Source organism: Holzapfeliella floricola DSM 23037 = JCM 16512 (assembly GCF_001436605.1).
Taxonomy (GTDB): Bacteria; Bacillota; Bacilli; order Lactobacillales; family Lactobacillaceae; genus Holzapfeliella; species Holzapfeliella floricola.
In genome coordinates this window covers 199,976-215,227 of sequence record NZ_AYZL01000020.1, presented here as the reverse complement: position 1 = coordinate 215,227, position 15,252 = coordinate 199,976, and the positions used below count along the sequence as shown (strand labels likewise).

11 protein-coding genes are annotated in these 15,252 nt (G+C 31.7%); 3 read left to right on the top strand and 8 right to left on the bottom strand.

Features of this window, described 5'->3' with window-relative positions; all coding sequences use genetic code 11:
• Nucleotide 1 precedes the first annotated feature (1 nt).
• Complete coding sequence (locus tag FC86_RS05255) at nt 2-1,084, top strand: carbamoyl phosphate synthase small subunit (RefSeq protein ID WP_056975021.1); 1,083 nt, start codon at nt 2-4, stop codon at nt 1,082-1,084.
• Nucleotides 1,077-4,253 carry a carbamoyl phosphate synthase large subunit gene (locus FC86_RS05250; protein ID WP_056975020.1) on the top strand — a complete coding sequence of 1,059 codons (3,177 nt, stop codon included), beginning with the start codon at nt 1,077-1,079 and terminating at the stop codon, nt 4,251-4,253. Before FC86_RS05255 ends, FC86_RS05250 begins: the two co-directional genes overlap by 8 nt.
• A 6-nt stretch (nt 4,254-4,259) precedes the next feature.
• On the opposite strand, the gene FC86_RS05245 is transcribed toward FC86_RS05250, so the two are convergent.
• Nucleotides 4,260-6,056, bottom strand: coding sequence for a hypothetical protein (locus FC86_RS05245; protein ID WP_056975019.1), 1,797 nt, complete (start codon nt 6,054-6,056; stop codon nt 4,260-4,262).
• 86 nt (nt 6,057-6,142) lie between these two features.
• Nucleotides 6,143-7,834, bottom strand: coding sequence for an Rqc2 family fibronectin-binding protein (locus tag FC86_RS05240; protein WP_056975018.1), 1,692 nt, complete (start codon nt 7,832-7,834; stop codon nt 6,143-6,145).
• A 138-nt stretch (nt 7,835-7,972) separates the two neighbouring features.
• On the opposite strand from FC86_RS05240, the gene FC86_RS05235 reads away from it, so the two are divergent.
• Entirely contained in the window at nt 7,973-8,869 is an 897-nt protein-coding gene (locus FC86_RS05235; protein ID WP_056975017.1) for a DegV family protein, read from the top strand.
• Nucleotides 8,870-9,183: 314 nt separating this feature from the next.
• Here FC86_RS05235 and FC86_RS05230 read toward each other — a convergent pair whose 3' ends face one another.
• From FC86_RS05230 to FC86_RS05205, 6 genes are all read right to left on the bottom strand, one after another.
• Nucleotides 9,184-12,294 (bottom strand): putative mucin/carbohydrate-binding domain-containing protein, encoded by a 3,111-nt coding sequence (locus FC86_RS05230; RefSeq protein WP_056975016.1) that lies wholly within the window; start codon nt 12,292-12,294, stop codon nt 9,184-9,186.
• A gap of 176 nt (nt 12,295-12,470) precedes the next feature.
• Nucleotides 12,471-13,322, bottom strand: a complete 852-nt coding sequence (locus FC86_RS05225; RefSeq protein ID WP_056975015.1) for an SPFH domain-containing protein — start codon at nt 13,320-13,322, stop codon at nt 12,471-12,473.
• Between the two features lie 21 nt (nt 13,323-13,343).
• Entirely contained in the window at nt 13,344-13,670 is a 327-nt protein-coding gene (locus tag FC86_RS05220) for a hypothetical protein (protein ID WP_056975014.1), read from the bottom strand.
• Between the two features lie 92 nt (nt 13,671-13,762).
• Nucleotides 13,763-14,221 carry a hypothetical protein gene (locus FC86_RS05215; protein ID WP_056975013.1) on the bottom strand — a complete coding sequence of 153 codons (459 nt, stop codon included), beginning with the start codon at nt 14,219-14,221 and terminating at the stop codon, nt 13,763-13,765.
• Between the two features lie 68 nt (nt 14,222-14,289).
• On the bottom strand, nt 14,290-14,709 hold the full coding sequence (locus tag FC86_RS05210; protein WP_056975012.1) for a hypothetical protein: 420 nt from the start codon (nt 14,707-14,709) through the stop codon (nt 14,290-14,292).
• Nucleotides 14,710-14,729: 20 nt separating this feature from the next.
• Nucleotides 14,730-15,167, bottom strand: a complete 438-nt coding sequence (locus FC86_RS05205; RefSeq protein WP_056975011.1) for a hypothetical protein — start codon at nt 15,165-15,167, stop codon at nt 14,730-14,732.
• Nucleotides 15,168-15,252 lie beyond the last annotated feature (85 nt).

Genomic DNA, 15,252 nt, shown 5'->3' with positions numbered 1-15,252 from the left:
AATGGATAAACGTTATTTGATTTTAGAAGATGGTACTTACTACTCTGGAATCAGATTTGGTTCAGCAGTCACAACCACTGGTGAACTAACTTTTCAAACCAGTAATTATGGCTACCAAGAAGCGATCACTGACCCAACAAACAGTGGTCGTATTTTGGTATTTACAACGCCAATTTTAGGAAATGCCGGGATTTCAGCAATTGATTATGAATCTATTGACCCCACAGTTAAGGGTGTTGTAATTAATCAATTAGATTATAATCAAGGGATTCATAATGATTTATTTAATCTGGATGCTTTCTTAAAAGAAAAGAATATTCCCGGACTGTATAATGTTGATACAAGAAGCTTAGTTCGTAAAATCACACGTCGAAATGTTAAAAAAGCAAGTTTTATGGATGCTAATGATCAGCATGCTTTTGATCAAATTAAAGCACTTGTATTGCCTAAAAATCTAGCTTCGATGGTTTCTACAAAACAAGCCTATGCAGCACCTAATGTCGGCAAGACAGTTATTGTTTTGGACTTAGGTATTAAACACTCATTATTACGAGAGTTATCTCTTAGAAAGATTAATACATTAGTGTTACCATTCAATACAAAGTTAGAAGAAATCATGAGTTTAAATCCTGATGGTGTCATTATTTCAAATGGACCAGGACATTTAAAAGATGTTTCAGCAATTAAATCAGTGGTTGAAGGGTTAATGGGGCGCATTCCTTTAATGGCCATTGGATTAGGATTTTTAATAACTTCTGAAATTTTAGGGTTTTCATTAACTGACAGGACTCGTATCAGCTTTTATGGTACTAATTTCCCAATCATTGATCAGAATAAACGTGATAAACTTAAGCAAACATCCATGAATGTTCAGCAATTAATTGAGCCTGATACAAGGCTTGATAATTATGATTTTAACGAAGTTTATTACGAGTTACATCATCAATATGTTGCGGGATATGAATTACGTGATATACCATTATTGTCTATTGCTTTTAATCCAGAGGCAGCTCCCGGAACAAAAGAAGCAGTTGTTATTTTAGACGACTTTTTGAGATTAATGGAGGAACAAAAGAATGTTTAGTAACAGTATCAAAAAAATCTTAATCTTAGGTTCTGGTCCAAGTATTGTAGGTGAAATAGCTGAGTTTGATTTGATTACCAAACAAGCGATTAAGTCTTTTCAAGAAGAAGACAAACAGGTTGTGATTATTAATCCCAATCCCGCAACTGTTGCAACTGATCATGATGATGACGTTACTGTTTATTTAGAACCGATGACAACTGAATTTTTAAAACGAATTATTCGTATGGAAGAACCCGATGCAATTGTCTCCATTTTTGGAAGTAAAGTTGGTATGAAAATGGCTTATGAGTTATATGAAGATGGTATCTTAAACGAACTGTCTATCAAACTATTATCATTGCCCATTCAGACACTTAAATTTACGCAAAATAAGTATGATTTTAATACAGCTTTACACGGAGCAGGTATTTCCGTTACACAAAAGCAACGTCTAGATCCTGCTGATAATGACTTAAATACGAGAATAGAAGAAATTAATTTCCCCATTGTTCTAAAGCCAGAAAAATATGATGCTCATCTAGGGTTTAGACATCTTAATGATGCTGAAGAACTGCGTACTATTTTTAAAGAAGAAAAGCGAAAAGACTTTAGTCTTCAGAATTCTTACGAAGTTCAAGAAGATTTATCCGATTATACTGAGTACACAATTGATGCATTACGAGATAATAAAGGACAAATGATTGTGTTGAATTATGCTGAAAACATCAATCCTGCAGGGATTAATGCGGGGGACTCAATTAGTGTCTCACCTATACAAACGCTTAATGATCATAAAGTCCAAGTTCTTAGAAGGTATACCAAAAAGATAATTGATTCACTTGAGATTGTTGGTATTGTTAGTGTTAGGTTTGCGGTGAAGCCGTTAACCGATAAATTACGATTTAGAGTGATAGGCATTTATCCACGCGTAACTAGAAGCAACTTATTAGCATATCGGACAACAGGATATAACATTGGTTATATTCTAGCCAAGCTAGTTTTGGGTTATACTTTAGATGAAATTACTAATCCAGCTACAAAACTAAGTGCAGCTATTGAACCTGTTTTAGATGCTGTCAGCGTTAAAATGCCAATGTGGTCTTTTGCCGACTTAGGAGAAAACCATTATATTTTGAATAATAAGATGCATTCAAGTGGTGAAAGTGTAGGAGTAGGCCGAAATTTTGAAGCAGCGTTAATGCAAGCGGTTCTGGCCACTAATCAAGTTTCCAAAGTGTTGAACTTCAAATTTTTTGCTAATCTTTCTAAAGAAGAGTTAATAAGTCAGTTAGTTCAACCAAATGAGAATTTGATTTTTGTTATTCTAGCTGCATTTAATAGTGGGTTTTCCTTAAAAAATATTCATGATTACACTAAAATTCATCCTACCTATCTTGAAAAATTTTCTAGGTTAACTGAATTATTGCAAGAAATTTTATCTCATCCCTTTGATGAAGATGTTTTAGATAAAGCTAAGCATCGAGGAATTGCCGATGTTATTGTTGCTAAACTATGGCGCTGTTCAGAGCAAAAAATACATCAATTTAGACATCAACATCAAATTATTCCTAGTGGTCTATACATTGAATCAACAGCAGGGTTTTACCCAACTTATAACAACGCTGTTTTTCATGCTTATCAAGCTAGGAATGAAATTGTTCCCTTTAATCAAGAAAAACCGACAATTTTAATCATTGGATTAAGCCCATTTCAAATTTCTCAAAATTCAGAATTTGATTATATGCTTTATAATGCTATTCAAGAGATAAAAGCTAAAGGATATCGAACTGTTTTGTTAACTAATAATTCTGAATCAATCAGTGCAGATTATCAGTTAGTCGATCGCCTTTACTTTGAAGCTGTTACGTTAGAAAACATTTTAGAAATTGCTAATGTTGAATCACCTAAATATGTATTGACACAATTCAGCGGAAAAATGGCAACACAGTTATTACCTGTTCTTCAAAAAAATAATCTCACTGTTTTAGGTGGAAGTGAAGAAGTTAATGACCTCATTGGACAAAAGCAAAACTTCAGTCAGTTATTAAATGATTTAGGATTTCCTGGAGTTTCTGGACTAACTACTAGCCATAATTCTGTAGCTATTAATTTTGCAGAAAAAGTAGGGTATCCATTGTTAATCGGTGGTAAAAGAGCTCATAAAGTACGTAAATCAGCAGTAGTTTTTGAAAAAGATGCTCTAGAGCAGTATCTCAAAGAATCTGATGTTTCAGATATTTCAATTAGTAAATTTATTGAAGGGCATAAGTACGAAGTCACTGCTATTAGTGATGGTGAACAAGTGACAATTCCTGGCATTATTGAGCATTTAGAACAGTCAGGGAGCCATGCGAGTGATTCGATTGCTGTTTTTAATCCGCAAAACTTATCGTCAACCCATCAACGACAAATTCGTGATATGACAATAGCTCTGGCTAAGGAATTAAAGGCAAAAGGATTTTTAAATATTCACTTTTTAATTCAAGAAGATGCAGTTTATGTCTTACAAGTTAAGAACTATGCAGGTCACAACGTTGCATTTTTATCTAAATCACTTAAAAAAAATCTATCTCAAATTGCAATGAAGGTCTTGCTAGGTGAGAAGATTAAAGACCTGGGATTTCTAGAGGATATTTGGTCTAACAATCAACTAATACATGTTAAAATGCCTGTTTTTTCAAGACTTGGTTTCACTGGAGAAGATATTTTTGATTCTGTCATGAAAGCCAGTGGTTTTGTAATGGGGCGTGACACGGAACTTCCTAAGGCACTTTATAAAGGATATGAGGGTGCAGGATTAAAAATACCAAGTTACGGAACTATTTTTATTTCAGTAAATGATGAAGATAAAGATAAAGCCATTAATTTAGCTAAAAGATTTAGACGATTGGGATTTAAATTGATTGCCACAGAAGGAACAGCAGATTATTTAGCAGAACAGGGTATTACAGTTCGAGTTGTTGCTAAGCTTCAAGGTGGGAACCCATCTTTGATTAATAAGATAATCGCTAATCATGTTAATATGGTTATTAATACGACAAATTTTTCGGAACCTGTTAACCGTGCAGCTATCAAAATTAGAGATGTTGCATTAACACACCATATTCCTGTTTTTTCACGTTTGCAATCAGCAGAATACATTTTAGAGGTACTTGAGTCGCAAGCTTTGACAACACAACCCATGTAAAAAACCTTACGGATTTTTAATTAATCTGTAAGGTTTTTTGCTTGTTTTTTCTAAATAAATGAAAGCTGTTCCGATAAGTGTCAACAAGAAGATTACTTGTCCTAACCAATCGTACCAAGCAGGAACATATTTTATACGTATCTCAATTGACTTATCAGTTGGATTTTTGATGTATGGAACGTGCTCTTGACTAATTTCAAAGTCAGTTTCTTGATTATTAACAGTCACTCGATAATCATGATTATAAGCAATGATTGGAATAAACAGATAGTCACCTTGACGGTTATCTTCGATATTAAAGATGAATTCATTTGATTCAAGTGTTAATTTCGTGGTGTATTCTGCATGACTGACTTGAGATAGGTGATTGGCTTTTGTACTCATAACCATATGTTTCTTCAAGTCATTAATAACTGACTTCGTTCTTTGTGGAAGGTAATCTAAGACATAAGGCTGTACAGATAACTCTTGCGCTAGATTGTGATTGTCTAATTTTTTACGCATAGAAGTTGGCTTACTTAATGTAGCAGCGTAATTAGTAGAGACGCTATACCAATGATTGATTACGTTAATACTTGTAAAGGCAAATAACAGGGCAGTTACTGCATAGAAAAAGTTAGGTTTTTTAATCCAATCATATTGTTGATAAAACTGGTTTTTAGGTAAGTAAATAAAAATAAACCAACAGGTTAACCAAATAATCAGAATGAAGTAAAGTTCATTAAAACGCCAAGAAAATTGTAATTTTTTAGATAAAAGAGGGATAATTTTATCTACTGGCAATATAGTTGTCTGAACCAACACCATCATAATACTGAAAAAACTCAAACTTCTCGTCCAAAAGGGTGCTTTTTTGTTAAATAAAAGAAAGATTGGAATAACTATTAATAATAGTAGCAACCAGCCATTATAGAAGTAACTACCATCTATATTTCGTTGAATAAAATCAATAATATCTAAACTTTTATAAACTTCACCTTGATCAAAAGACATCGTCAAAGTGTCATGCAGTACCAGCATGTGTGAAACAAGTGGCAGCCAAGTAATGCTTGTTAATAATAGTAAAAACCCTGTATTTTTTGCAATAGTTAAGACAAAATCACGTAGTCTTGATTCTTCAATATAACCTGTTTGATACTGATAAATCAGGTGACAAAATTGAATCAATAAAAGCACAAAAAGCGTGATTACAACTAAGATAATACTTAATAAATGGCTTAATGCAACCCCTGTAAATCCAAAAACAAGAAGCCAATTAATTCTTCGATTCTCATTTTTACTAGTTAAGAATACAATTAAGCCGCCTATAACAGCAGGCAAGAAGGCTTGTGCTAATAATTCACCCAGGTCAAATCTAATGTAAATATTATTCATTCGATAATTAGCAAAATAGTAAAGAATGGAAAAGCTTACTGCACCTAAACGGTACCATTGTTGATTTTGAAATATTCGGCGAAAACTATAGTCTGCTATTAATAATGTCCCTAAGTTAATTATAAATAAAAAGAAATAAGTACTTAAAACAAAGTTATGACTTAACCATAAAAAAAATGCTAAAGGATATAATAAAAAGCTGGGGTAAAAAGCCGTTATCATATTACCTAAAGAACCGAAGGTATAAGTATTAATGTAGGAAAATCGACCATTATTTTGAGAAAGTTCATAAGCTCGGGATAGATGAAATCTCAAGTCATCACCATACATTAATGAATCATGGCTCATACTATAAATAAAAAATGTTGTTGAAATAGCAATAAGTAAATAAATAAATATCATTACTTTTGCAGGAAAAAAATTTTTCATAAAATCTGCCTATTCTTCTTTTATATCTTAAATATAAAAGAATGCTTTGAGCATTAGACTCAAAAGCATTCTTCTGTATTTAGTAACTAAAGTTTCATTTGATCGATTTTGTTAGGTTGAGGGGTAACTTCGATTGAATTTTGCCCTGTATAAATAACGAATCCAGGTTTTGCACCATTAGGTTTCTTTACACGTTTAACCTCAACATAGTCAACTTGTACATGAGCTGAACTTTGGGCTTTTGAATAATAAGCAGCAATCTCTGCAGCTTCTTGAATTTCAGCATCCGTTGGTTCAGTTGTTTGTAAGATAACATGTGATCCAGGAATATCTTTAACATGGAACCAGTATTGTTTTTTCTGAGCTTTTTTGAAAGTTAGCCATTCATTTTGGAAATTGTTTTTACCAACTAAAATGGAATTACCTTCAGAACTTTGATACTTAGTAATATCTTGCTCGGATAATTTTTTATGGTTACGTGTTTTTTGTTGTTTACGGTTTTTCTTAAGGTAACCTTGTTCACGTAACTCTTGAACAATCTGTTCAATATCATTGGGCGTTGCAATTCGTAAGTTTTCTTCGATTCCTTGGAAATAGTTTAGTTCTGAGCGTGCAATGTTAATCTGTTCTTGAACATACTTAATAGAGTTTCGTAACTTTTGATATTTAGAAAAATACCACTGTGAATTTTTTGAAGGCGTTAGCTCTGGCTTCAAATTAATTTTGATAAGGCTATTATTTTCATCATAATAATTAGGTAACTCAATTTCGGGCATTCCTGGCTTAACTTGATGAAGATAAGTCGTTAAAAGTTCACCTTTTATACGGTAGTCTTCCGAGTTTTCCGCTTGATTTTGTTGTTTAATTAACGCTTGAATTTTCTTTTTCAACTTTTTGATTTGATTTTTAGTTAACATGTCAACATGTGATGAACGCTGCTTAACCCATTCACTATTAGCTTTTCTTTGATAGAAGTTCGCTAACAATTCACTTAATGAAGGGTAGCTAACAATCTCATCATAGTTATCAATATCAATTGGTGGAATAGGGGCGAAAGACGTCTTGCCATTATTAATCATTTCAGTTGCTTTAGGAGTATTAAACTGAGCAAAAAACGCAGTGAATTCTTGATAAGATTTTCCTTTTTTATCAAACCACAAGTTAAGTTCATTTTTTGTCTGACCACTAAGACCACTTAAAGTGGATAAGTCATCACTGTCTTTAACTGAGGCATTAAACTCTTCTAATGAAAGATCAAATGGATTTTCTTGATCAGTCAAAGGGGGAAGTTCATAATCTGCCTTAGGAAGTAACAAACGTGCACGGTTTTTATCAGGTGCAATACGTTTAATTAAGTCAATAATCTTATTAGTGCGTTTACTATACAAAATGATATTACTATGACGCCCCATAAATTCGGCGGACAATACCAGTTCTTCTTCATCACCATATTCATTACGGGTTAAAAAGTAAAAGTTAACAATTCTGTCATTGCCAACTTGCTCAATTTTAAATAAGAAACTACCTTCAAGATGTTTTCTTAAAACCATTGCAAAGGTAGGGGGAACAGTTGGGTTAGTGAATTTTTCATCAGTTAAATTCATACGATTATATTGTGGGTTAGAAGAAATTAACAATTTTTTGTTTTGTCGATTAATTCTAAAGACGAACACCAGTTCGTGTTCAAAAGGTTGATAAACTTTTGAAACTTTGCTATTTACTAGTTCGGGTTTTATTTCAGTCAAAAGACTATGGATAAATGTTCCATCAAAACTCATATAAAAAACCTCCAATCACTTAATTTTACTATTTTTAGCAGGTTAGATAAAGGGCAATTGACCTTAATTAGTAGATTATCACTATAAATATGATATAATTGTAATAAATTCTAAAAAGATATAGGTGAGGATTACACAGTGAAAATAGCACTTGTTACAGATAGTACGAGTTATCTAACTAAAAAAGAAATTGAAGATAACCAGATTGTAGTTATTCCTTTGCCAGTTTTTATTGATAATAAGGAATATTTAGAAAACGAAACAATCACTGCAGATGAACTTTTTGAAATGCAACGTCAAGGTGCTAGTTATCCAAAAACAAGTCAACCTTCAATTGGACAATTAGTTGAACTTTACCAAAGATTGCATGACGAGGGATTTGAAGCTATTATCTCAATTCACTTAGCGAGCACTATCTCTGGTACTGTTCAAACACTTGAAACCATCAAAGAAACTCATCCAGAATTGAATTTGTATCCATATGATTCACGTATTACTATTCGCTTAATGGGGAATTTAGTTTTAGCAGCTGCTAAAATGATTAAAAATGAATTTACACCTGATCAAATTATTGAACGTTTAGATCAGATTAGAGATACAACTGATGAGCTGTTTGCTTTAGATGATTTAAAAAATCTAGTTCGTGGTGGTCGTTTAAGTAATGCTTCAGCCTTTGTTGGAACAATGCTTAAAATCAAACCGTTATTAACCTTTGATGATGAAACTTATAAAATTGTATCATTTGATAAAGTTCGTTCAACAAAAAAAGCTGTTAAACAAATTTTCAATTTGATGAACGAAAAACTAGAATCATTATCTTATCCAGTTAAAATCATGGTTTACCATAGTAGCAATCAAAAATTAGCTGAAACGTTATTTGCTGATGTTAAAGAACAATATCCCAATGCATCAGTTGAAATTTGCGAGTTTGGTCCAATCATCGGGGCCCACTTAGGAGATAAAACAATAGCGTTGACATGGATGGTTGATATTGATAGAATCAGCTTAGTTGATGGTGAAAAACCGCTATATTAATATAAATAGTGAGTAGGGGGAAAAGCATTGAAAAATGCTTTTTTCTTATATATTTAGGTTAACATAATATATATTATCGGAAGTAATGCTTTTTGAGGTTGCAAATCAGAGTAGTAATTAAGATTATTTTTTGATACCAATTAATACTAAATGGTTTTTATTTAATTAAATTGAGTATTCGAACTAGCTCTAAAAACACCATAATATTAATTATTAAACGCTTAATCTGTTTCGATGGGATTATTAGATATAAAAACGAACTCGTGCTTAGAATGTTTCTCTCAGCACGAGTTCGTTTTTAATTATTTATATTTTTATTTAGATAATACTAAATAACCATTTTGTATAACAAATGTTGCTTGTTTTTGCTTTGTATTAAATTGATTAAATGTACTTGTCATTGAATTTGATGAGCTACTTGAAAGTTTAACTGTATAGTTATCTTTCAAATTAATAATTTTAGATTCGTTAATAACATCATTATTACCAACAACTTGATCAATCACTTGATTACCATTTTCATCTAAAACTTCAATTGTAGATGTTGTTCTTGGTTTGTTAGCAGTAATATCTAATTGCATTTTATTTTGGTTTTGGTTAGTTGTTAATTGAATAACAGATTTTTTATTGCGTCCATTTATTGTAATTGTATCATCTGTAATATTAGTCTGATTTAAATCGAATTGATTCATATAATTACTTTTATCCGTATTAGATAAATCGGATTGTGCAATTTTTCTAGCTAACTGTTTTTTTGCACTTAATTGCTTAGATTTTGATAGCTTTGCACTAGTTGCAGTTTTTCCTGCACTGATAATTTCATCTGTTGCAGATTTTGTTGTTTGGCTAACTAATTGATTGTCTTGGACATAATAAATTTGAGAACCTTGGACTTTTTGAAATGAGTTTTCGATATTTGATGAATAATTATCAGGTTGTGTTAGTTTGATTTGGTAACCTGATTTTAAATCTAGTTCATCTGTTGTTAATTTTGATTGATTAGAAATAAGATTTTGATAAATAGATTTGCCATTTTCATCTAAAATTTCAAGATAGGTATTTAATTTAGAGTTGGATAAATCTTTTAATTGAACCGCTAAATAACCATTTGCTATATTCGTTTTAATTGCTGCAAAATCAGTTCGATTATTATCAGTTAAAGTAATAGCTGATGTATATTCTTTAGCCGGTGCTTTAATAGTTAAAAGTTCTGCATTATTTCTAAGTATTTCATTTTTTTCATCTTGTGTTAATAAGTTTAACCCTAAAATAATATTCTTTTTCAACGTTGACGTATTTAACTGTTTAAGTTGATTATCATTTCTTAAATCTTGAATTGCTTGATTGATTGTTCCGCGGATACCGTTGTTATGTGTTTCAACATTCTCCAAGTAACCTTTTTTTACAACAAATTTATTAGTATTATTCTTAGTAGGGTCAACAAGTGATGAAATATTAGATTTCAACCTTGTTTGAGTTTCAGTGTGGTAAATCTCAATCTGATACCCCTCTTTAATCGGTACGTTAACTGATTCAGCTGCATTATTCACTTTACCGTTAAACTCTTTATCAAATATAACGTTTCCCTGGTCATCCATCACTTTCACTTCCGCATAGCGATTAAAGTATGGGTGTAGTTGATTAACTTTTAGCGTATTAATAGTTAAGTTATTAGTATCAAAGTTAGGTGTGATATAAGCAAAATCACCATCACTTATTCCTTTCAAGGTAATAGGTTGGCTTAACAAGTTACCATATTTATTATCAGAAATAGCAATGTTGGTTTGATTTTGATTTTCTTTAACGTAAACATAGTTTGTATCCCAACTGATATTAATTGGAGCATCACTAATTTCAATTGAATAAGCACCATTAGCAACTTTTCCAAAATCAACAGTGTTACCGCTAATTTTGGCTTTTTTAATAATATTAGAACCGTCTTTTAGGACAACTGTCTTCCCTTTTAAATCATTAAGTTGTTGAGAATTAGCGTTGAAATTTAATGTAAGTGTGCCGCCATTTAATCCTAATTGTTTTAACTGCTGATTAGTTACTAAGTTAAAAATAGAATCAGTTATTTGACCAGTTAAAATAGTCGAAGCTTGATTCAGTTGAGCCTTAGGGACAACACTTGAAAGTGGCGAAATAATAGCTCTTGAATCTCGGTTAATCTCTGATTGATTGATTTGAGTCAAGCTAATTCCAAATTGGCTAAATACAGGTGTATAATCATGCCCCGTTGCTTGACTGTAGTACATATTTAATAAATCTGGTAGCGGTAATTGTGTAGTTGGATTATTTTCATTAATTGATTTACGATACCACTCATTAAATTCTGTCCAAACACTGATATCAGCACTTTGAATAATATTTGTTAAAATGACTAATCGTTCTCGTTGAGTTATTGGCAATTGTGAGTAAGATTGTTTTTGTTCAACCACACTTTGATAGACAGCTTCTTGTGTTTTATCTTTTTGACCATAATCATACAGCCAAGTGCTTTCAACTTTTTCTTTACCAAAGTGTGTTAATAAATACATATTGCCTAACAAGTTGTTGGATACTTCGCCTGTATACATTGATGATTTATTATTACCATTACTGTAGTTCGGTTGATATCCATGACCCAGTTCATGTAGAGTTGTCCAATTTCCTTTTTTCATCCAGCTGTTTACAACTGATTTACCACCATTGGCAGTGTAGTTAGTATCATAATAGGCACCAACACCAACACCTGCACTCGTATCGGCTTTTAGGAAAAAGCGGTTTTGAGGTATTTTGTTGTAACTTGTACTAGTTTCACTTAACCCCATTATATGATCATAATATGTGATTAGTTCATCTTGATAATTAATATAGTCATCAATATTAGCAAAATCATTTAGTTTTTTCAGTTTATCCTTTTCACTAATGTTGATCATTAATTGAAATTTATCACCCTGTATAATTGCAAAATCTGCCTTTGACTTGTCCCATTTATCTAAAAAGATAGATTGATCATCGCCTTTTTTGTAAACAGGTAGTTCCGTTGTTTGTCCCTGTACATCATATTCAATTTCTAAATTATTTTGACCATAGGGTGTATTAATAAATGGAACAGATGTATTATCAACTGTTATTGTTTGCCAATTGCTTGTCAATGTATACGTTTTTTCTGTGTTTTTGTTATCATTTAACAATTCTAATGTAGCATTAGAATAGCCGTCATTAGTCAAAGGTTTTCGAACTCTTATTTGAGATCCTTTGTTTAATATAAAGCCTAGATCCTGTCTATCGTGGTTCATACCGCGAGTCATGCCAGTATTAAATACCCAAGAAGGCTTTTCTAAGCTAGTAACATCTTTAGTTGCAGCATCCACTTTGTCATTAAATAACAACAAACTTGTTAGTGCAAGACCTGCACTTAGTATTACTTTTTTGTTCAAACTCTATTCCTCTTTCTTCGTGTAAAAATAATGTATTAGAGAACTATAACATACAAAACGAACTTTAATCAACAATAATCATATTAATGTTTGTGTTTTATACATTAACAGTAATAAAAAACCAGTGAAATTAATTCACTGGTTTTTTAAAATATTATTTAAGAATTTAAATCTTACTAATTTTCCTCTGTTTTTTTAGCTTTTTTATCTTCTTTTGTACTTTCTTTAAATACCTTAGCCAGTCCTGGAATTTGACCATAAGTCTGTGCGTTGTCACTTGGGACTACAACCATATTTGATTTTGATTTAGCTAAATCAGAATAAGCATTAATTGATTGGTTTTGGAAGTAACGATCATCAGCATTAGCCAGTCCCTCTTGAATAGTATCAATACGATATTTTTCAGCATTAGCACGAATTTTTGTGGAATCTGCTTCAGCTTTTGAAGTTGCAATCATAGCTTCGTTTTTAGCTTTTGTGGTTAATTCGATTGATTTTGCTTCCCCTTCGGCTTTGGCAATTGATGCCACTCTTTCACGGTCAGCTGTTAATTGTTTATCCATAGCTGTTTGAATAGCTTTTGACGGTGTTAGCTCATCAATATTGATTCTATCAACATTGATACCATATGTATTAGTTAAATCTCCAATAGCAACCGCTAGTTCTTGGTTAATTTTAGCTGTTGATCCTAACGCTTCGTTCAAATCCATACGTCCAATAATATCACGTAAATGACCACGGACTAATTGTGCCATAGACTCTACTGAATCAGTATTTTCATATTGATATTTAACTGCACTGGTAATGTGGTAGTTCAATGTCACACTAGCTGAAACATCAGCATTATCTTTAGTAATAATTGAATAGTTGGGCAATGATAATGGTGCCATTGCTAAACTCACATTACGAATACGTTGAATAAAAGGAATGTAAAGATGTAAACCAGATTCAACACTGTGACTATATTTACCTAGTGTTTCTACTAGTCCTTGTGAATTTTGTTGTACAATTTTTATTCCAAATGCCATAATATTTTCCTCCAAATAAATTTAATTATATAGTTGTTTTAAGTAAAGTTGATTGCCGTCGTTATTAGTAATCTGATAATCATAGTGCTTTAATTCACTTTGGGAAGGGTTTTCTAAATGATAGTGATAATAAATGCCAGATACCTCTACCAGGTTATTTTTTTCATCTAGTTTTACCCCTTGAATAACTCTGCCTATAATCTGACGAGATTCAAAGCTTGGATTAGGTAAATGGTCAACGACTAATCTGCGAACGTAGTCACTAACTGATAGTTTTTTGGACTGTGCAACTTGAACGACCTGTTCATACGTTTGTTCATCTAGCTGAATACTAAATTCTTTAGTCATTACTAGTTCCTCCTTTGATGATAGCCCCATTATAGAAGTAAATGTCATTAATGCAACTGAAAAGTTTGAAAAAAGTTATTATTTATTAGTTTTTAATCATTAAACCATTCAGGATCTAGTCCAAGATTTAAATTAGGGTTAATAACGGGATAATAATACTTATCTGTATAAATAGTATTATTCTGATAATTTTCTATTTTCAGTCTAGATGGTGCATTCTCGTTTTTATCATAGACTTGATAATAAATATCGTAACCGTCTTCTCCATTTGGTGCGGTAACAGTATAGCTTTTACTTCCTTGCTTATTAAAACTGGTTAACAATCCTTGAAGTTCATTACTTGTTTTAACAAGTAACTTTAAAACGACCTTGTTGTTATACTCTTTGTCTGAAGCACCTTGATTAATGATTGTTATTTTGCCTTTATTAGGTATTTCAATTGTTTCTTTACTTAGATAATCTTTAGTTTTGCTTTCTTTGTGAGTAGAAGTACAACCTGTCAACAAAATTACTGCTAATCCACAAATACTTAAAATCGATAGTTTTTTCAAGTTAACTCCTCCTATTTTGCAACAATTAAAAGGTCAAATTTTTAGATGAACCTGGATAGTAAGCTCTTTCATAGATTGTTCGTTTTTGTCCAGCTGAATCCAGCTGAATCAAGATAAATAGATAACGTTACTGGATTTTCATTATTTTGTAGAGTAACATGATAGTTTTTAGTATTTACTTGCTTATCATTTGTAGCAGTTGATTCAAGTAATCGACCGTTTTGTCTATATTCAATCGTTGTATCTGACTTTTCTTTAGTCAAAGGTTCTGTCTTAATATCAAATATCATAGAAGGTTCAGTTTTAGAAACACTTTTGTATGTGATTCCTATTTTTGACTGATTCAGTAGTTCTGTACTTGTTTTGTCAATATAATCAGTAACCTGTTCGTGATTATTTTCAGTTTGATTAGTGCTATTAGCTGAACATCCAACTAAACTAACACCCATTAAGCAAACTAATCCCAAACTTAATATTCCTTTATTCATATAAATCCTCCAAGTTAAAATTAAGTATCAAGATAGTAATTGCGTTTTACTAACGCCTCACCATTTTCTCTGATAGTAAATGTAATTGGTGCTTTATTATCAATAAGCTCCAGTATCACTGTTTCAAATTGAGAATCAAAATGAGTGATACTTGATTTTAAAACACCTTTGTTATTCTGTTTTAGATACAGCGATAATTTTGACTTATTATCACCATAATCAATTTTATACGAAATTTTGTAAATATTTTTCCCTTGATCATCTTGACTAACACCATGTGTCAGAATAGTCATTTTTCCTTTTTGAGGAATTGTAACCTCATCTTTTGTAAGATAATCCAGATTGTCCAGTATTCTATCTGCTCTTTCGACATTAGATTGCTGACTATTGTTATTTGTGGAACACCCCATTAAAAGTAACAAACTAACTATAGATATTACGGCACTTATTTTTTTCATTTATACTCTCCAAATAGTAATCTTATAGTTAAGACTATCACATTCATGCCATCAAACGCAAAAAAATAACCTTTCACAGTCAAGT